Genomic DNA, 19,032 nt, shown 5'->3' with positions numbered 1-19,032 from the left:
TAAACAGAATGTGTTAGCTGTTAAAACTAACCCTTTGGGCGAGAAACGACAAGGATCACAGTTTCGAGTGCGCTAATTTGCGCCGATTTAGCAGCTTATCGTTGTTTTATTAGAATTTTCCGAAATTCGTCTGGCGTAACTCACAAAGTTGAACAATAGTACTTTTTATCCCATGCTTAGATAACACGCTGATAAACAAGAGGACGGAATATGAACAAGAACGTAGCAGGAATTCTTAGCGCAGCGGCGGTACTGACTATGCTGGCAGGGTGTACGGCTTACGATCGCACTAAGGATCAGTTTACGCAGCCCGTAGTAAAAGACGTTAAAAAAGGGATGACCCGTTCGCAGGTGGCTGCGATTGCCGGTAAACCTTCTTCTGAAGTGACCATGATTCATGCGAAAGGGACCTGCCAGACCTATATCCTGGGTCAACGTGATGGTAAGGCAGAAACCTACTTTGTCGCCCTGGATGATACCGGCCATGTGATTAACTCCGGCTATCAGACCTGTGCTGAATACGATACCGATCCGCAGGCACCTAAGGCGCAGTAACCCTGCTTGCCTGAGGATGTAAAAAACCGGCCCCCAGGGCCGGTTTTTTTATGCATCAGAAAATCTTATTTCTTTGCGCGAATTATTTGCCCGAAATGTGAAGGGAGTCAACAAGCCAGGTCAATGAGAGACAATTTGAGTCTATCCAGAATTATCCCCTGTCTGTACCATTGCGTATACTCACTCCAACGATAAACAACAGTACGCAAGCTACCTGTCTGCTGGGACAGCGAGTCGAGTGATAGCGCGATGGCAGGTAGTCATACAAGAGGGAAATCACGATGGAAAAGAAACATATCTACCTGTTCTGCTCAGCGGGCATGTCAACCTCGCTTCTGGTTTCAAAGATGCGTGCGCAGGCTGAAAAGTATGAAGTCCCTGTGGTGATTGAAGCGTTCCCCGAGACGCTGGCGGGCGAAAAAGGTCAGAGAGCCGATGTCGTTTTACTGGGACCGCAAATCGCCTATATGTTGCCCGAAATTCAACGACTGTTACCGAATAAACCGGTCGAAGTGATCGACTCGGGGCTGTACGGCAAAATTGATGGTTTAGGTGTTCTTAAAGCTGCTGTGGCAGCCATTAAAAAAGCTGTTAATTAATTTTTATTTTTCCCGTCAAAGAGTTATTTCACACACAATACGCCGTAACATGCGTTACGGCATTTAAGGGTATTTTCCTATGAGTAAAGTCATCGCTTCACTTGAAAAGGTACTCCTTCCTTTTGCTGTTAAAATAGGAAAGCAGCCTCACGTTAATGCCATCAAAAACGGCTTTATTAAATTAATGCCGTTGACGCTGGCCGGGGCCATGTTCGTTTTAATTAACAACGTTTTTCTGAGCTTTGGTGAAGGTTCCTTCTTTTATTCATTAGGAATTCGGTTAGACGCTTCTACTATTGAAACCCTTAATGGTTTTAAAGCCATCGGCGGCAACGTCTATAACGGTACGTTGGGGATTATGTCGCTGATGGCGCCTTTCTTTATTGGGATGGCACTGGCAGAAGAGCGTAAGGTGGATCCGCTGGCCGCCGGGTTATTATCCGTCGCCGCCTTTATGACCGTAACGCCATACAGCGTGGGTGAAGCCTATGCCGTCGGTGCCAACTGGCTGGGCGGGGCCAACATCATCTCCGGTATTGTTATCGGTCTGGTGGTGGCAGAGATGTTCACCTTTATTATCCGCCGCAACTGGGTTATCCGCCTGCCGGATAGCGTACCGGCTTCTGTTTCTCGTTCATTTTCCGCGTTGATTCCGGGCTTCATTATTCTCTCCATCATGGGGATTATCGCCTGGGCGCTCTCCCACTGGGGCACAAACTTCCACCAGATCATCATGGACTCTATCTCTACGCCGCTGGCGTCGATGGGTGGCGTGGTCGGTTGGGCGTATGTGATTTTTACCTCTCTGCTGTGGTTCTTTGGCGTGCATGGTTCACTGGCACTGGCCGCGCTGGACAGCGGAATTATGACCCCATGGGCACTGGAAAACGTTGCGCTTTACCAACAGTACGGCTCCGTTGACGCGGCGCTGGCAGCGGGTAAAACCTTCCATGTGTGGGCGAAGCCGATGCTTGACTCCTATATCTTCCTGGGCGGTACCGGGGCGACCTTGGGTCTGATCATCGCGGTCTTTATTGTCTCTCGCCGTGCTGACTACCGTCAGGTCGCTAAGCTGGCGCTGCCATCAGGCATCTTCCAGATTAACGAACCGATTCTGTTCGGTCTGCCAATCATCATGAACCCGGTAATGTTCATTCCGTTCATCCTGATTCAGCCGCTGCTGGCCGCTATCACCCTGACGGCGTATTACATGGGCATCATCCCACCGGTCACCAACATTGCGCCGTGGACCATGCCGGCGGGTCTGGGCGCCTTCTTCAACACCAACGGCAGCGTCGCGGCCTTCCTGCTGGCGATATTCAACCTCGGAGTTGCCACCCTGCTGTACATGCCGTTCGTGGCGATTGCCAACAAAGCCGCCACCATCATTGATGAAGAAGAGAGCGAAGAGGATATTGCCCTCTCACTGAAATTCTAAGATTGACCGGCGCGGGGAAACCCGCGCCAGCCACAAGGAGCTTAAACATGTTAGATTTGGATAGTATTGTCGCAGACGAAGCCGTTGAGAACGATCTCGAAGAAGTGGTGATGGGGCTTATCATCAACTCCGGGCAGGCCCGCAGCCTGGCCTATGGCGCACTGAAGCAGGCCAAGCAGGGGGATTTCGCCGCGGCAAAAACCATGATGGAACAGTCCCGCACGGCGCTTAACGAAGCGCATCTGGTGCAAACAAAGCTGATTGAAAGCGATCAGGGCGAAGGAAAGATGAAGGTCAGCCTGGTGCTGGTCCACGCGCAGGATCACCTGATGACCTCGATGCTGGCGCGCGAGCTGGTGGCGGAGCTCATTGAGCTTCACGAGAAGATGCAGTAAGTCAGACTGAGTAGCAGGAGGTCAGCACGATGGAAATCAAAACCGCGCTTGAACAGCAGCTGTTTAACGGCAAAAATTTTCACGTGGTTATCTACAACAAAACGGAGAGCGCCAGCGGTCTGCACCAGCATGACTACTACGAGTTCACGATTGTTCTGACCGGTCGCTACTACCAGGAGATCAACGGTAAGCGCGTCCTGCTTGAACGAGGGGATTTCGTCTTCCTGCCGATGGGGTCTTACCACCAGAGCTTTTACGAATTTGGTGCCACCCGCATTCTGAACGTGGGCGTCAGCAGACGTTTCTTCGAGAAGCACTATCTGCCGCTGGTGCCGTTCTGCTTTGTGGCCTCTCAGGTCTATCGGGTCAAAAACGAGTTCATGACCTGGATTGAAACGGTTATCGCCTCGCTTAACTTCCGCGACAATGAATTTGATGAGTTTATTGAAACGGTGACCTTCTACGTGATGAACCGGCTGCGCCACCATCGGGAAGAGCAGCAGGTAACGGATGATATTCCACAGTGGCTGCGCAGCACCGTTGAGCTGATGCACGATAAAGGCCAGTTCAGCGAAAATGCGCTGGAAAATATGGTCTCCCTGTCGGGGAAATCCCAGGAATATCTGACCCGCGCGACGCAGCGTTATTATCGTAAAACGCCCGTGCAAATTATTAATGAAATCCGCATTAATTTTGCTAAAAAACAGCTGGAAATCACCAACTATTCTGTCACCGATATTGCATACGAGTCAGGATACAGCAGTCCCAGCCTGTTTATTAAAACCTTTAAGAAATTGACGTCATTTACCCCGAACAGTTACCGGAAAAATTTAACGGTAATTAATTAACTGTCGGCGGATTACCCGCCACGAATATTGCTTTAATGGCTTGCCCAAATAGCGGGAAGAGCACGCTATACCTTGCAGGCGATTAACCTGATACGCTAAGGGAGATATTATGCAGAATAAATTAAAAGTCGTAACCATTGGTGGCGGCAGCAGCTATACCCCGGAATTACTGGAAGGCTTTCTGAAACGTTATCATGAATTACCAGTCAGCGAATTATGGCTGGTGGACGTTGAGGAAGGTCAGGAAAAGCTGAATATTATTTTCGACCTGTGCAAGCGCATGGTAGAAAAAGCCGGCGTGCCTTTGACCGTGCATAAAACCCTGGACCGTCGTCTGGCGCTGAAAGATGCGGATTTCGTGACCACCCAGCTGCGCGTCGGCCAGCTGAAAGCGCGTGAGCTGGACGAACGTATTCCCCTGAGCCATGGCTATCTGGGGCAGGAGACCAACGGCGCGGGCGGCCTTTTTAAAGGCCTGCGTACCATCCCGGTCATTTTCGACATCGTCAAAGACGTGCAGGAGATCTGCCCGAACGCGTGGGTGATTAACTTCACCAACCCGGCCGGGATGGTGACCGAGGCGGTCTATCGGCATACGAACTTCAAACGTTTTATCGGCGTCTGTAATATTCCGATCGGCATGAAGATGTTCATCCGCGACGTGCTGGAGCTGACCGACAGCGACGACCTCTCCATCGATTTGTTCGGCCTGAACCACATGGTGTTCATTAAAGACGTTATCGTGAACGGTAAATCACGGTTTGCCGAACTGCTGGACGGCGTGGCTTCCGGTCGCCTGACGGCGGCATCGGTGAAAAACATCTTTGACCTGCCGTTTAGCGAAGGGTTGATCCGCTCGCTGAATCTGCTGCCTTGCTCGTATTTGCTTTACTACTTCAAGCAGAAAGAGATGCTGGCCATCGAAATGGGCGAGTACTATAAGGGCGGCGCGCGTGCGCAGATCGTTCAGAAGGTCGAGAAGCAGCTGTTCGATTTGTATAAAGATCCGAACCTGAACGTCAAACCGAAAGAGCTGGAGCAGCGCGGCGGGGCCTACTACTCCGATGCGGCGTGCGAAGTGATCAACGCCATCTACAACGACAAGCAGGCGGAGCACTATGTGAATGTGCCGCATCATGGACATATCGACAATATTCCGGCTGACTGGGCGGTTGAGATGACCTGCATCCTGGGGCGCGAGGGTGCTAAACCGCATCCCCGTATCACCCGCTTCGATGACAAGGTCATGGGCCTGATTCATACCATCAAAGGCTTTGAAGTGGCGGCAAGCAATGCGGCGCTAAGCGGCGAACTCAATGACGTGCTGCTGGCGTTGAACCTTAGCCCGCTGGTGCATTCCGACCGCGACGCGGAGCAGCTGGCCAGCGAGATGATCCTGGCGCATGAGAAATGGTTGCCAAACTTTGCCGCTACGATCGAGAAGCTGAAGTTCAAACAGCAATAAGAGGACGCACAATGGAAAACCTGCTGATCGTTAATGCTGATGATTTTGGCCTCTCGAAAGGCCAGAACTACGGCATTATTGAAGCCTGTCGCCGGGGTGTGGTGACCTCTACCACGGCGCTGGTTAATGGTGAGGCGGTTGAACACTCGGCGCAGCTGAGCCGCGAGGTGCCGGAGCTGGGCGTCGGCATGCATTTTGTACTGACGCTCGGGATGCCGCTTTCTCCAATGCCGGGCCTGACGCGCGACGGCCAGCTGGGCAAATGGATTTGGGAACTGGCAGAGCAGGGTGCTCTGCCGCTCGAAGAGATTGCCCGCGAGCTGGAGAGTCAGTTCAACCGCTTTGTTGATGTGTTTGGTAGGGCGCCGACGCACATCGATAGCCATCACCACGTGCATATGATCCCGACGATTTTCCCGATTGTCGCTGATTTCGCAAAGCGCAACGGCGTCGCGATGCGCGTAGATCGGGAGGTGCGCGGATTGCCGGACTGCGCTGTCACCACCACAGAGGGGTTCAGCAGCGCATTTTACGGCGACGAGATTGACGACGCGCTGTTCCTGAAGGTGCTGGATGATTCCGCCGCGCGAGGGGAACGGTCGCTGGAGGTCATGGCGCATCCTGCCTTTGTCGATAACACCGTGCATAAAAGCGCCTACTGCTGGCCGCGCCTGGCGGAGCTGGATGTCCTGACGTCGCCGTCGTTGAAATACGCGATTGCCGAGCGAGGGTATCGTTTGGGGACGTTCGGGGATCTTTGAAATAAAGCCCGGTGGCGGCTTTACCTTACCGGGCCTACAAAACCAATCGAATGTAGGCCGGGTAAGCGCAAGCGCCACCCGGCTTTTTTTACGCCGGTATCTGGTCAATCTTGCTGCTTCGCGACCAGACGCGGTGCGCGGCGAGCAAAACAAACAGCTTCGTCATAAAGGCATCGTCAACGTTATCTCCCTCGACAATGCCGTCCTCACCCTGATCGGCAACCTTCAGCTGCGCCTTAAACTGTCGCGCGTCGCCGGACAGCGCGATCGGCTTCAGGTGCTTATAGGCTTCCAGCAGATAATAGACGGCGTCGCCGTTGGTCAGCAGGCTGGCAATATCCCCGCCCGGCACAATTACCGCATCGACGGTCAGCGATGGCGCACCGGCAAAGGTCGCCGCGACCGGCAGCACAGAACCATCGTCGGCCGTCACTTCACCCATGCGGGAATAGAGCAGTTTGGCATGCACGCCCTGGGTTTTAAGCGCCTGCATAATTCCCAGCACGTCGCTGGCGCGGGTTTTGTCGTTCAGCAGAACGGCGACCACGCGGCCTTTAATCGAGCCGCCCGGCACCGCATACAGGCTCAGAGACGGATCTTTTTTCACCCCGTTAACCTCTTTCGGCGGGGCAAGATTGCGCTGCTCGTCGGTCAGCGTAATGCCCAGGTTATCCGCAACGCTCTGGGCTAGCTGAATATCAATATGCGCCAGCTGATCGACTACCCGCTCGCGGATGTAGGTGCGCACCACTTTACTCAGCTCAAAGCTGAAGCCGCCGATGATGTGCTGTTGCTCAATCGGCGTCTGGCTGTTCCAGAACAGGCGAGGGTGGGCGTAATATTCGCCGAACGAGGGGCTACGCTCGCGAATTTTGTTGCCATCGATACGCTCCTGGTACGATTCGAAGCCACCGCGTTTCGGCCCGGGAGGGGTTTCACGCGGCCAGTTATCGTTGATAGAGTTCGGCTCATAGTTTGCCGGGTTGGTATCAATATCCTGACGGTGCATACCGTCGCGCTGGAAGTTGTGGTACGGGCATGTTGGGCGGTTAATCGGAATTTCGTGGAAGTTCGGCCCGCCAAGACGGCTGATCTGCGTATCGGTGTACGAGAACAAACGACCCTGCAAAAGCGGATCGTTGGTGAAGTCCAGTCCCGGCACGATATGCCCCGGGTGGAACGCGGCCTGCTCGTTTTCGGCAAAGAAGTTATCCGGGTTGCGGTTGAGCACCATTTTACCTACCAGCTGCACCGGTACCAGCTCTTCAGGGATCAGCTTCGTCGGGTCCAGAAGATCGAAATCGAACTTAAATTCGTCCTCTTCCGGAATGAGCTGCAGACCCAGCTCGTACTCCGGGAAGTCGCCCGCTTCAATGGACTCCCACAGCTCGCGGCGATGGAAGTCTGGATCGCGCCCGGTCAGCTTCTGCGCCTCGTCCCATACCAGCGAGGCTTTACCCGCCACCGGCTTCCAGTGGAAACGGACAAACGTGGCTTTCCCCTCGGCGTTGATCATCCGGAAGGTGTGGATGCCAAACCCTTCCATAGTGCGGTAGCTGCGGGGGATGCCTCGGTCTGACATCGCCCACATCACGTTGTGTAAGGTTTCAGGCTGCAGGGAGACATAGTCCCAGAAGGTGTCGTGCGCGCTTTGTCCCTGCGGTATGGCCCAGTGGGGCTCCGGTTTTACCGCATGGACAAAGTCAGGAAATTTATGCGCATCCTGAATAAAGAACACCGGGGTGTTGTTGCCGACCAGATCGAAAATCCCCTCTTCGGTATAAAATTTGGTGGCAAAGCCGCGGATATCCCGGACGGTATCTGCCGACCCCGCACCGCCCTGCACGGTGGAGAAACGCACAAACACCGGGGTGATTTTATCCGGGTCGGAGAGGAAATCCGCTTTAGTGATCGCTTTCAGACTCTTATAGGGCTGGAAGTAGCCGTGCGCAGCGGAACCGCGCGCGTGGACGATACGTTCCGGTATCCGCTCGTGGTCGAAGTGGGTAATTTTTTCCCGCAGGATAAAGTCTTCCAGCAGGGTAGGCCCGCGCGCGCCTGCGCGAAGGGAGTTCTGATCGTCAGCAATGCGTACGCCCTGATTGGTGGTGAGCGCAAAACCTTCGCCGCCTTTACGGTGTGGCTCAAGAGATTTCAGCTTCTCGTTTCCCGTATCCGGCGATTTCATGCTTCCCGGTGCGGTAGGCTGTTCTCCCGGCGCGGAAGGGCCAGGCGAGGGGCGGTGAGAGCCGTCAGCAGGGGCGAGAGAGTCCATACCCGGTTGAGATTCTTCAGTGCCATGAATCGGTGATTGATGTGTTTTATCTTTGTTCGACATTGCACGCTTCTCCTTTATCCATTGCTAAAAACCCTATTAAGGATAGAACAATGTCGCGACATGGTTCGCGAACTAAGAGTTTTCACATGACGTGATTAACGAAAGGAGCCCTCTCACCCACTCGGGGCGCGACGGAAGGCAGCAGGATCGGCTATCATAGAGTTTTCCTGCTTCAAGAATTTGCTTTAGTGAACCAGTCGCTTATGAAACCTCTTCGTCAACAAAACCGCCAGGTTATTAGCTATGTGCCCCGCGTTGAGCCCGCGCCGCCTGACCATGCCCTGAAAGTGGAGGGTTTTCGCGATGTCTGGCTGCTGCGGGGGAAATACGTGGCCTTTGTGCTGATCGGCGAACATTTCCGTCGCTCACCCACCTTTACGGTGCCGGAGTCAGCGCAGCGATGGGCGATGCAGATCCGCCAGGATGAAGAGGTTGAGGAATAACAGCCATAAAAAAACCGCCATCAGGCGGTTTTTTTATTTCAGACGGTGATTAACGGTGCGCCAGCTCGGCGTCGTCTTCACTTTCCAGAATCGTTTTGTCGGTCTGCTTCAGCCACTGGCTGGTCAGCGTGCCGGCGGTCATGGAGCCGCTCACGTTCAGCGCGGTACGACCCATGTCGATCAGCGGTTCAACGGAGATCAGCAGGGCGACCAGCGTCACGGGCAGACCCAGCGCAGGCAGCACAATCAGCGCGGCGAAGGTTGCGCCACCGCCAACACCCGCAACGCCTGCGGAGCTTACGGTAACAATCCCGACCAGCGTGGCGATCCAGACCGGATCAAGTGGGTTGATGCCGACTGTAGGAGCAACCATCACCGCCAGCATCGCCGGGTACAGACCCGCACAGCCGTTCTGACCAATGGTAGCACCAAAGGAGGCAGAGAAGCTGGCGATGGATTCAGGCACGCCCAGACGACGGGTCTGCGCTTCCACGTTCAGCGGGATAGACGCGGCGCTGGAGCGGCTGGTGAAGGCAAAGGTCAGTACCGGCCAGACTTTACGGAAGTACTTCAGCGGGCTGACGCCGTTCACGCCCAGCAGGATGCCGTGCACCACGAACATAATGCCCAGGCCCAGATAAGAGGCGACAACGAAGCTGCCCAGCTTGATGATGTCCTGCAGGTTAGAGCCTGCAACCACTTTGGTCATCAGCGCCAGCACGCCGTACGGGGTGAGCTGCATGACCAGACGAACCAGCTTCATCACCCAGCTTTGCAGGGTGTCAATCGCGGTCAGCACGCGTTCGCCTTTAGGCGCGTCGTCTTTCAGCAGCTTCAGCGCCGCTACGCCCAGGAACGCGGCGAAAATAACCACGCTGATGATCGAGGTTGGGCTCGCACCGGTCAGGTCAGCAAACGGGTTCTTCGGAATGAAGGAGAGCACCATCTGCGGCACGGTCAGATCAGCCACTTTACCAACGTAGTTGGTCTGAATCGCGGTCAGACGCGCCGTTTCAGCGGTACCCTGAACCAGGCCTTCTGCGGTCAGGCCAAACAGGTTGGTGACCAGCACACCCACCAGCGCGGCAATCAGCGTGGTGAACAGCAGCGTACCAATGGTCAGGAAGCTGATTTTTCCCAGCTGAGTCGCGTTATGCAGGCGGGCAACGGCGCTCAGAATAGAGGCGAACACCAGCGGCATAACGATCATCTGCAGCAGCTGGACATAGCCGTTACCGACGATGTTGAACCACTGAATGGAATCTTTAAGAACTGGATTATCGGAGCCATAAATTGCCTGTAATGCCAGACCAAATACGACACCCATGGCCAGACCAACCAGCACCTTTTTCGCCAGGCTCCACTGTTTGTGGCGCGCCTGCGCGAGAAGCAATAGCAATACAGCGAACACAACGACGTTCGCGATGAGTGGAAAATTCATCCCCGTTCTCCTGATTTATTATCGGGTCGGTTTTTACCGATCCTGTTGGCGGAAGGTTAGCAGAAGTGTGATGTAGCGCTTATATCCAAATGGAATGGGTTATGACAAATGGGATAATTTTGTTGGTTTACTGTTCAATCTGGTGATGAATAAAGCGATTAAACTGAAATTGCAACGAATTAATCATCTGGGAAGACCAGCGGACTGCACTGTTTTCGGGCAACGTTTGCGGCATCCAGACGGCGTAAGCAAACAGCGCCATGCACAATACCCGCTCAAGCTGGTTACCTTTTTGCGGCGCAAGGATGGGAAAACGGAAACGCCAGCGGCAGGGCCAAAGTAGCGGCACGCCCGCAGGCGTCAGCATATCGGCAAGGATATGGCTTAAATAGCCCAGCACCATCCCCTGGATAGCGTCAGCGGGGACGATCCAGCTTTCGGGCACTTTTAAATAGAACAGCGTCAGCAGGCCAAACACGGCCAGCAGGCTGTGCGTAAACCCCCGGTGGCCGAACGCGCGGGCGATGGGTTTAGACACCCACTTCAGGCGCTGTCCGAGGAAGGACTTGGGGTGGTCGATGTCGGGCAGCAGACAGGTCAATACGGCGGAAGGAACAATATGCCACCAGTCCCCCTGTGCCAGCACGGGGGTAAGTTCAGCGTTTTTGGCAAATACTGCGCACGCGATTGAAAAAAGCAGGTGGCCTTCCGCCGTCATGATAAAACCCACAAAACTGTCAATTCATACAGTATAGGGTTTTTATACAGTAGGCGGAAGAGGTGACGGTGTAACTGTTTGTCACAAACCGGAGGAGGGCCTTAACCGCCCTGCAGATGATGCGCCGTGAGTTCTGCCAGTGAATTTAGCTTCACATCGGCGAGGGCAAACCGGGGATCGTGGCGGCCTTCTTCCGCAGGCACCACAATGGAGCGCATCCGCGCGGCTTTAGAGGCGACCATGCCGTTAACGGAGTCTTCCATCGCAACGCAGTTGAGGGGATCCAGGCCGAGCTTAGCGGCGCAGTCCAGATAGACCTGCGGGTGCGGCTTGCTGTAAGGCAATTTTTCAGCGGACGCCAGCGCGTCGAAACTGTCGCGCAGTTCAAACATGACGAGCACTTTTTCCAGCATATGCAGCGGTGAAGCCGAGGCCAGTCCGACCTTCAGCCCCTGGGCTTTACACAGCGCGACGGCCTCACGTACGCCGGGCAGCAGTGGTCTATTCTCTTCCACCAGCGAAATGGCACGGCTGATAATGCGTGCGGTCACCTCGTCTCGCCCCGGTCCAGTCCACGGCTGTTGGGCAAACCACAGGTCAACCACCATGTCGATGCGCAGGCCCAGCGTATCGGGTAGTTCATTACGGCGGCTGATATCCACGCCCAGGCTGGCCATAACGTCCAGTTCGGCGCGATCCCACAGCGGTTCGGAATCGATCAGTAATCCATCCATGTCAAAAATTGCGGCAAGAATTTGGCGCGGTGTCGACATCACAACGTCTCCTTATCCAGGGTGTACGACAGACGATAAGTGCTAAGCACAATCTGCAATTTAGCATATTGCTTTTAAAGAGCGGGCGAAATTGATGACCAGCAGGTAGACTTAGGCACAAATAACGCGTCTTTATGAAGAGGAACTGATGACGTATCAACAAGCTGGACGCATTGCGGTCTTAAAACGTATTGCAGGCTGGGTGATTTTTATTCCTGCCGTCATTTCTACGCTGATTTCTGTACTCAAATTTATGTACGACCACAGCGAAAAACAGCCGGGTATCAATGCGGTAATGCTTGATTTTGCGCATGTTATGATTGAGATGATGCGTTTCAATACGCCATTTTTGAATGTCTTCTGGTTTAACTCACCCACCCCGGATTTTCATCAACAGCTGAATATCGGCTTTTGGGTGATATACGCCCTGATCTTTGTCGCGCTGGCACTGCAGGCCTCTGGGGCGCGAATGAGCCGTCAGACGCGCTTTTTACGCGAAGGCGTTGAGGATCAGTTGATTCTGGAGCAGGCCAAAGGCCCGGAAGGCATGAGTCGGGAGCAGATTGAATCCCGCATTGTTGTGCCGCGTCACACCATTTTCCTGCAAATTTTCCCGCTCTATATTCTTCCCGTGATTATCATTGTGGCGGGATATTTCTTCTTCTCACTGCTCGGTTTTCTGTAAGCGACACGGGTGGCTGCATAGCCACCCGTTCGCGTCTCAGGCGGCAAGCATACGCTCAAGCGCCCGCTGGGCGTTAACCAGGTGTTCTCCACCAAAAAGTATGGCCCGGTTCATCAGCGTATAAAGCTGATACACCGGCTGGCGGTCGAGGAAACCGGGCGGCAGGGGAGAAACCGACTGGTATCCGTCATATATTTGCGGCGGCTGCTCCGGATGAAGCGGCAGCATGGCAAGATCGCACTCTCTGTCACCCCAGTAGCAGGCCGGGTCGAAGATGTAGGGGCCGTTTGGACCCAGCGCGCAGTTATCGGACCATAAGTCGCCGTGAAGCAGAGACGCCTGAGGCTGGTGGGAGGCCAGACGCTGCTGAACATGCTCGACGATGGCATCAATATTGCCAAATTCCAGCCCTTTTTCGGCGGCAAGTTCAAGCTGCCAGCCAATGCGCTGCTCGGCAAAAAAAGTCGACCAGCGACGCTGCCAGGCATTGGGTTGTGGCGTGGTGGAGAGGTCGTTGTCAAAATCGAGCCCAAACTGCGGCTGGTCGCTCCACTGATGGAGGCGCGCTAGCTGCTGGCCAAGAATGAATGCATTATGCGCGTCCAGCGGACGGGCGGGGAGGTACTCCATCACTAGGAAACTGTAATCGCGGTCGCTACCTACGGCCAGAACCTGTGGGACCGTCACCGTTTTACTGCGCGACAACAGCTCCAGCTGATCGGCTTCGGCGGTAAATATCGGAAGCAGCTCTCGTTCATCGCATTTAACGAAAAGATCGCGCCCTGCGTAGCGTAAATGCCACGCGGCGTGGATCTCACCGCCTGGCAGTTCGTTACGCAGTTCAATTTCACCTTCACCCAGCTGCTCACGTAAAAGATGACTGATAGCCTGCCACATGTTCACTCTCCCATGTTGTCTGCCAGATCATAAAGTTAGCGCATAATTGCGGTAAAAAAATACGAACTAACGCACACCTGAGCGGTTTAAATTCATGCAGCGCACTTATTGTTCTTTTTTTCGCCAGCTTTCCCAGGTATCCACGTTAATTTCACCAGGCTTGTCGGTCACGCTCTCCACCAGACTGGCGGCCAGCGCTTGAACCTCTTCCTGATTCAGGGCGCCGATCAGACCAAATGTCAGGGTGCCTAAATCATGAATATTGCCTTCGTCATCCGTCAGCGTGAGGAGAAAATTAGCCCGGGTGAAGGCGTTGTTGAGCTCATTCAGCTCGGTCAGCGATGCCTCATGAAGGTTGATGGTCACGACGTAGCGTGTGATGTCACCACTGCTCATAATTCACCTCATTGTTATCATGGAAGTTTTCTTAGCATAGTCGATAGTTTGCGTTTGGCGACTCGGTGATGACATTCCCCTCCGTAAAGACGAAGGGGAACAGGCGTTAATTTCGGGACAGGTAATCGACGATTTTTTGCGTATCGGCAAGTGAACAGAGACGCGTGCCCTGGTTGATGGTGGCGGCGCTACCCGCCGCCACGCCGTAGCATGTCATTTCGAGCAGAGACGCGCCCTGCGCCAGCTTAAGCGTCATCGCGCCCACCATGCTGTCACCCGCGCCAACCGTGCTCTGACTCTTCATCGGCGGCGGAACAACCTGAACGGATGACGATTCATCGACTGCAAGCGCCCCCTGAGGGCCAAGGGAAACCACCACGCGCCGCGCTTTGCCGCTGCGCACCAGCTCCTGTGCGGCGGTGCGAACATCGTCAGGCTGCGTCAGTTCGCGGTTGACCAGAGCGCTTAACTCTTTCTGGTTGGGTTTGACCAGCTCCAGATTGCCCGGCACCAGTGCCGCCTGCAGGGCCTCGCCGCTGCTGTCAACGATGCAGCGGATACCGCGTTGCTGTGCAGCCTGAATCAGCGCCGTCAATTTTTCCGGGCTGACGCCAGGCGGCAGGCTGCCGCTTACCACCAGCAGCGCGCCGCTTTCTATCGTCAGCACTTTTTCTTCAAGCTGACGGAACTCGTCATCGGTAAGTTTCGCGCCCGGCATGACAAACCGGTACTGTTCGCCGCTGGATCCCACGTGGACATGCAGGTTTTGCCGCGTCCAGTCTTTCACCTCGACGGTGTCTACGGCCACCTGTTCATCGGCCAGCAGAGAGACCAGGTGTTCACCGGTAGCACCACCTGCGGGAAAAATGGCCGTGGCTTTGCCACCGAGATGGGTAATGGCGCGTGCCACGTTGATCCCGCCGCCGCCAGGCTCAAAGACCGGGGCGCTACAGCGCAATTTACCTTCCGGGTAAATCTGCGGCGTCAGGGTGGCGGAATCAAGGGAAGGGGAGAGCGTCAGGGTGTAGATAGAAACCATCATTACCTCCTTTTAGCATGGGTTCCTTTTAGTCTGGCACCATTTGTCAGGAAGGCAATGTAAATAACAGTATGATTTTAAATATGAATACTGAATAAAAGTCAGGCCGGAGATATATAAAATAAAACGCTTTTTGAGATCGTTCTTATTCAAAAAATGAAATAAGAAAACATTGCTATGTTATTTGCGGCTTTTTATAATTTGTTACCTTTCTCTGGACGCCTTGTCATTGATCCTCAAGAAAGATTCCGGGACCGTGTGGTCTCTTTTTTTGTTGTACGGACTCCTTAATAAAATGAAGCTTTTAAAGACAGTGCCCGCTGCACTGATGCTGGCGGGTGGCGTGTTTGCGGCTATGAACGCGACCGCCGATGATTCCGTTTTTACTGTCATGGACGATCCATCCACCGCGAAAAAACCGTTTGAAGGTAACCTGAATGCTGGGTACCTGGCACAATCCGGTAACACGAAAAGCTCTTCTCTGACGGCGGACAGTACGCTCACATGGTACGGTAATACTACCGCCTGGTCTCTGTGGGGTAATGCCAGCAACACTTCCGCTAACGACGAACGCTCTTCCGAGAAATATGCGGTAGGCGGACGTAGCCGTTACAACATGACCGACTATGACTATCTGTTTGGTCAGGGGAGCTGGTTAACCGACCGTTACAACGGTTATCGCCAGCGCGATGTTTTCACCGCCGGTTATGGTCGTCAGTTCCTGAACGGACCGGTACACAGCTTCCGTTTTGAATTCGGTCCGGGTGTGCGTTATGACGAATACACCAATGGCGATACCAAAACTCAACCGCTCGGTTACGCTTCCGGTACCTATGCCTGGCAGATGACTGACAACACCAAATTTACCCAGGGTGTTTCTGTATTTGGTGCCGACGATACGACGTTGAACTCTGAGACGGCGCTTAACGTGGCTATCAACGAACACTTTGGTCTGAAACTCGCCTACAACGTGACCTGGAACTCTTCACCACCAGAATCTGCACCGGATCATACCGACCGCAGAACCACGGTTTCACTGGGTTATAGAATGTAATAAAAGCGGGCCGATGATGATGTCGGCCCGTTTATTGTCTGTGACTTTTTGATGTCCCTTCTGATGACCTGCATTCGCCCCTAGCCCCAAATCATTGCCGCCCAACGGAGTAGCAGCATTGCGCCGCAGATGGCAATCAGCACCAGCACCATTTTCCAGTGTTTTACGGCAAATCGTTTTGTTGGCATAACCTAATCCTTGTTCGTTAATATCCACAGTCTACCAAACAGGGCCGAAATATGCCCCTTTTCAGGATCGATTGGGTTATGCCAGCGAAGGGTCTGGCTCAGAACCAGTGGAATCGTTCGGCGAGAATCAACAATAAACCTGTGGCGGAAAGGATGTTCAATATCACAACCGTTCTACTGGATACGTTCATGGTATGCACCTTTGGGTTTAAGGACCTGTTCAAGAGTAGCCCAGCATCATCGAAATGCGAGCGCAGGGGAGAAGCAACCTGCAAATTCGTGCGAAAGTGCCAGCCCATCAATCTGGCCGCAGAGGGTGCAATCTCCTTTCCGTTAGTGTTAACATTACGTCGCTTGCCGTAAATCCGAATTAATCTGAATTCGGCAGGTGAATGATGACGAACCAATTTGACGATTGTTGGTCAGATGGTGTCGTAATCTATTGTCAAATCACGATTATTTTCTTTGTATATGCTCTTATGTGTGGGGCATCACTGCAAATAAGGATATAAAATGCCTGTAATTACTCTTCCTGATGGCAGCCAACGCCATTTCGACCGTGCTGTTAGCCCAATGGATGTTGCCCTGGACATTGGTCCTGGTCTCGCGAAAGCGACTATTGCTGGCCGTGTTAACGGTGAGCTGGTGGATGCCTCCGATCTGATTGAAAACGATGCGACGCTTGCCATCATCACCGCGAAAGACGAAGAAGGTCTGGAGATCATTCGTCACTCCTGCGCGCACCTGTTAGGTCATGCCATCAAACAGCTGTGGCCAAACACCAAAATGGCGATCGGTCCGGTTATCGACAATGGTTTCTACTACGACGTTGACCTTGACCATACTCTGACTCAGGAAGATATCGACGCGCTCGAAAAACGTATGCACGAGCTCGCCGAAACGAACTATGACGTCATCAAGAAGAAAGTCAGCTGGCACGAAGCGCGTGAAACCTTCGTGAAGCGCGGCGAGAGCTATAAAGTCTCTATTCTTGACGAAAATATTTCCCATGATGACAAGCCTGGCTTGTACCATCACGAAGAATACGTCGACATGTGCCGTGGACCGCACGTGCCGAACATGCGCTTCTGTCATCACTTTAAGCTGATGAAGATCGCCGGCGCCTACTGGCGCGGTGACAGCAACAACAAGATGTTGCAGCGTATCTATGGTACCGCGTGGGCCGATAAAAAAGCCCTGAACGCGTACCTGCTGCGCCTGGAAGAGGCGGCGAAGCGTGACCATCGTAAAATCGGCAAGCAGCTTGACCTGTACCACATGCAGGAAGAAGCGCCGGGTATGGTGTTCTGGCATAACGACGGCTGGACCATCTTCCGTGAGCTCGAAACGTTCGTACGCTCCAAGCTGAAAGAGTACCAGTATCAGGAAGTAAAAGGCCCGTTCATGATGGACCGTGTGCTGTGGGAAAAAACCGGCCACTGGGACAACTACAAAGATGCGATGTTCACCACCTCGTCTGAGAACCGTGAATACTGCATCAAGCCAATGAACTGCCCGGGTCACGTTCAGATCTTTAACCAGGGTCTGAAATCCTACCGCGACCTGCCGCTGCGTATGGCGGAGTTCGGTAGCTGCCACCGTAACGAACCATCAGGTGCGCTGCACGGTCTGATGCGTGTTCGTGGCTTTACTCAGGATGATGCGCATATCTTCTGTACTGAAGATCAGGTTCGTGACGAAGTTAACGCCTGTATTCGTATGGTCTACGATATGTACAGCACCTTTGGCTTCGAGAAGATCGTGGTCAAACTCTCAACGCGTCCGGAAAAACGTATCGGCAGCGATGAGACCTGGGATCGCGCAGAAGCGGATCTCGCCGTGGCGCTGGAAGAGAACGGCATTCCGTTCGAATACCAGCTGGGTGAGGGCGCATTCTACGGTCCGAAAATTGAATTTACCCTGTATGACTGCCTCGATCGCGCATGGCAGTGCGGTACTGTACAGCTGGACTTCTCCCTGCCGCAGCGTTTAAGCGCCTCTTATGTTGGCGAAGACAACGAACGTCAGGTACCAGTAATGATTCACCGTGCTATTCTCGGTTCTCTGGAGCGCTTCATCGGCATCCTGACCGAAGAGTTCGCTGGCTTCTTCCCAACCTGGCTTGCGCCAGTGCAGGTCGTGGTGATGAACATTACCGATTCTCAGGCGGATTACGTTAAAGAATTGACGCAGAAACTACAAAATGCGGGCATTCGCGTAAAAGCAGACTTGAGAAATGAGAAGATTGGCTTTAAAATCCGCGAGCACACTTTACGTCGTGTCCCGTATATGTTGGTCTGTGGTGATAAAGAGGTGGAAGCAGGCAAAGTTGCCGTTCGCACCCGCCGTGGTAAAGACCTGGGCAGCCTGGACGTAAGTGAAGTGATTGAGAAGCTGCAACAAGAGATTCGCAGCCGCAGTCTTCAACAACTGGAGGAATAAGGTATTAAAGGCGGAAAACGAGTTCAAACGGCACGTCCGAATCGTATCAATGGCGAGATTCGCGCCCAGGAAGTTCGCTTAACAGATCTTGAAGGTGAACCACTGGGGATTGTGAGTCTGAGAGAAGCGATCGAAAAAGCTGAAGAAGCTGGAGTAGATTTAGTTGAAATCAGCCCTAACGCCGAACCGCCAGTTTGTCGTATCATGGACTACGGCAAGTTCCTTTATGAAAAGAGTAAGTCTTCTAAGGAACAGAAGAAAAAGCAAAAAGTTATCCAGGTTAAGGAAATCAAATTCCGTCCTGGTACCGACGATGGCGATTATCAGGTAAAACTCCGCAGCCTGATTCGCTTTCTGGAAGATGGCGATAAGGCCAAGATCACACTGCGTTTCCGCGGTCGTGAGATGGCCCACCAACAGATTGGTATGGAAGTGCTTAACCGCGTCCGTGACGATCTGAGTGAACTGGCAGTAGTCGAATCCTTCCCTACGAAGATCGAAGGCCGCCAGATGATCATGGTGCTCGCTCCTAAGAAGAAACAGTAAGGCCTTCAAGC

Annotated in this window: 21 protein-coding genes; 12 read left to right on the top strand and 9 right to left on the bottom strand. The window is 53.5% G+C overall.

All coding sequences use genetic code 11. The annotated features are described in order from the left end of the window. The first annotated feature begins 210 nt into the window (after positions 1-210). From osmE to chbG, 7 genes are all read left to right on the top strand, one after another. Positions 211-555 carry an osmotically-inducible lipoprotein OsmE gene (gene osmE / locus AC4IBF_RS12730; protein ID WP_010430142.1) on the top strand — a complete coding sequence of 115 codons (345 nt, stop codon included), beginning with the start codon at positions 211-213 and terminating at the stop codon, positions 553-555. 281 nt (positions 556-836) lie between these two features. Then, a complete protein-coding gene (gene chbB / locus AC4IBF_RS12725) occupies positions 837-1,154 on the top strand; it encodes a PTS N,N'-diacetylchitobiose transporter subunit IIB (RefSeq protein WP_491462863.1) in 318 nt (105 codons plus the stop codon). Between the two features lie 79 nt (positions 1,155-1,233). Next, positions 1,234-2,592, top strand: coding sequence for a PTS N,N'-diacetylchitobiose transporter subunit IIC (gene chbC / locus AC4IBF_RS12720; protein ID WP_032657878.1), 1,359 nt, complete (start codon positions 1,234-1,236; stop codon positions 2,590-2,592). 47 nt (positions 2,593-2,639) lie between these two features. Continuing rightward, on the top strand, positions 2,640-2,987 hold the full coding sequence (gene chbA / locus AC4IBF_RS12715; RefSeq protein WP_111965604.1) for a PTS N,N'-diacetylchitobiose transporter subunit IIA: 348 nt from the start codon (positions 2,640-2,642) through the stop codon (positions 2,985-2,987). A gap of 29 nt (positions 2,988-3,016) precedes the next feature. Then, positions 3,017-3,835 (top strand): transcriptional regulator ChbR, encoded by an 819-nt coding sequence (chbR, locus tag AC4IBF_RS12710; RefSeq protein ID WP_029740446.1) that lies wholly within the window; start codon positions 3,017-3,019, stop codon positions 3,833-3,835. A 109-nt stretch (positions 3,836-3,944) separates the two neighbouring features. Further along, complete coding sequence (locus AC4IBF_RS12705; protein WP_133294208.1) at positions 3,945-5,300, top strand: 6-phospho-beta-glucosidase; 1,356 nt, start codon at positions 3,945-3,947, stop codon at positions 5,298-5,300. Between the two features lie 11 nt (positions 5,301-5,311). Further along, positions 5,312-6,061 (top strand): chitin disaccharide deacetylase, encoded by a 750-nt coding sequence (gene chbG, locus AC4IBF_RS12700; RefSeq protein WP_133294209.1) that lies wholly within the window; start codon positions 5,312-5,314, stop codon positions 6,059-6,061. A gap of 88 nt (positions 6,062-6,149) precedes the next feature. Here chbG and katE read toward each other — a convergent pair whose 3' ends face one another. Next, complete coding sequence (gene katE, locus AC4IBF_RS12695; RefSeq protein ID WP_136194711.1) at positions 6,150-8,399, bottom strand: catalase HPII; 2,250 nt, start codon at positions 8,397-8,399, stop codon at positions 6,150-6,152. Positions 8,400-8,602: 203 nt separating this feature from the next. On the opposite strand from katE, the gene cedA reads away from it, so the two are divergent. Further along, on the top strand, positions 8,603-8,842 hold the full coding sequence (gene cedA, locus AC4IBF_RS12690) for a cell division activator CedA (protein ID WP_024909438.1): 240 nt from the start codon (positions 8,603-8,605) through the stop codon (positions 8,840-8,842). Between the two features lie 49 nt (positions 8,843-8,891). Here the strand turns inward: cedA and AC4IBF_RS12685 are convergent, their stop codons facing one another. The 3 genes from AC4IBF_RS12685 to hxpB all read right to left on the bottom strand — a co-directional run bounded on the left by AC4IBF_RS12685 (position 8,892) and on the right by hxpB (position 11,774). Beyond that, positions 8,892-10,283 (bottom strand): L-cystine transporter, encoded by a 1,392-nt coding sequence (locus AC4IBF_RS12685; RefSeq protein ID WP_111965608.1) that lies wholly within the window; start codon positions 10,281-10,283, stop codon positions 8,892-8,894. A gap of 127 nt (positions 10,284-10,410) precedes the next feature. Next, complete coding sequence (locus AC4IBF_RS12680; protein ID WP_014883483.1) at positions 10,411-11,001, bottom strand: metal-dependent hydrolase; 591 nt, start codon at positions 10,999-11,001, stop codon at positions 10,411-10,413. A gap of 101 nt (positions 11,002-11,102) precedes the next feature. Then, the gene (hxpB, locus tag AC4IBF_RS12675) at positions 11,103-11,774 is read right to left on the bottom strand and encodes a hexitol phosphatase HxpB (protein ID WP_491462862.1); all 672 of its coding nucleotides are present in this window, start codon (positions 11,772-11,774) and stop codon (positions 11,103-11,105) included. Positions 11,775-11,922: 148 nt separating this feature from the next. Here hxpB and AC4IBF_RS12670 point away from each other — a divergent pair, with 148 nt between their 5' ends. Further along, on the top strand, positions 11,923-12,459 hold the full coding sequence (locus tag AC4IBF_RS12670; RefSeq protein WP_023311291.1) for a YniB family protein: 537 nt from the start codon (positions 11,923-11,925) through the stop codon (positions 12,457-12,459). Between the two features lie 36 nt (positions 12,460-12,495). Here AC4IBF_RS12670 and AC4IBF_RS12665 read toward each other — a convergent pair whose 3' ends face one another. The 3 genes from AC4IBF_RS12665 to pfkB form a co-directional block, all read right to left on the bottom strand. Next, on the bottom strand, positions 12,496-13,356 hold the full coding sequence (locus AC4IBF_RS12665; RefSeq protein ID WP_024909435.1) for a fructosamine kinase family protein: 861 nt from the start codon (positions 13,354-13,356) through the stop codon (positions 12,496-12,498). 105 nt (positions 13,357-13,461) lie between these two features. After that, on the bottom strand, positions 13,462-13,752 hold the full coding sequence (gene ghoS / locus AC4IBF_RS12660; RefSeq protein ID WP_133294211.1) for a type V toxin-antitoxin system endoribonuclease antitoxin GhoS: 291 nt from the start codon (positions 13,750-13,752) through the stop codon (positions 13,462-13,464). Between the two features lie 106 nt (positions 13,753-13,858). Then, positions 13,859-14,791 (bottom strand): 6-phosphofructokinase II, encoded by a 933-nt coding sequence (gene pfkB, locus AC4IBF_RS12655; RefSeq protein ID WP_491463321.1) that lies wholly within the window; start codon positions 14,789-14,791, stop codon positions 13,859-13,861. A 295-nt stretch (positions 14,792-15,086) separates the two neighbouring features. On the opposite strand from pfkB, the gene AC4IBF_RS12650 reads away from it, so the two are divergent. Then, positions 15,087-15,845 (top strand): DUF481 domain-containing protein, encoded by a 759-nt coding sequence (locus AC4IBF_RS12650; protein WP_111965612.1) that lies wholly within the window; start codon positions 15,087-15,089, stop codon positions 15,843-15,845. A gap of 80 nt (positions 15,846-15,925) precedes the next feature. Here AC4IBF_RS12650 and yniD read toward each other — a convergent pair whose 3' ends face one another. After that, a complete protein-coding gene (yniD, locus tag AC4IBF_RS12645) occupies positions 15,926-16,033 on the bottom strand; it encodes a small membrane protein YniD (protein ID WP_008500658.1) in 108 nt (35 codons plus the stop codon). A gap of 98 nt (positions 16,034-16,131) precedes the next feature. Continuing rightward, positions 16,132-16,224 (bottom strand): stress response membrane protein YncL, encoded by a 93-nt coding sequence (yncL, locus tag AC4IBF_RS12640; protein ID WP_021241082.1) that lies wholly within the window; start codon positions 16,222-16,224, stop codon positions 16,132-16,134. Between the two features lie 322 nt (positions 16,225-16,546). Between yncL and thrS the strand changes: the two genes are divergently transcribed. Next, positions 16,547-18,475 (top strand): threonine--tRNA ligase, encoded by a 1,929-nt coding sequence (thrS, locus tag AC4IBF_RS12635; protein WP_008500657.1) that lies wholly within the window; start codon positions 16,547-16,549, stop codon positions 18,473-18,475. Positions 18,476-18,478: 3 nt separating this feature from the next. Continuing rightward, on the top strand, positions 18,479-19,021 hold the full coding sequence (gene infC / locus AC4IBF_RS12630) for a translation initiation factor IF-3 (protein ID WP_014069901.1): 543 nt from the start codon (positions 18,479-18,481) through the stop codon (positions 19,019-19,021). Positions 19,022-19,032 lie beyond the last annotated feature (11 nt).

The organism is Enterobacter sp. Taxon_8 (assembly GCF_058354585.1).
This window is presented reverse-complemented; position numbering and strand designations above follow the sequence as displayed.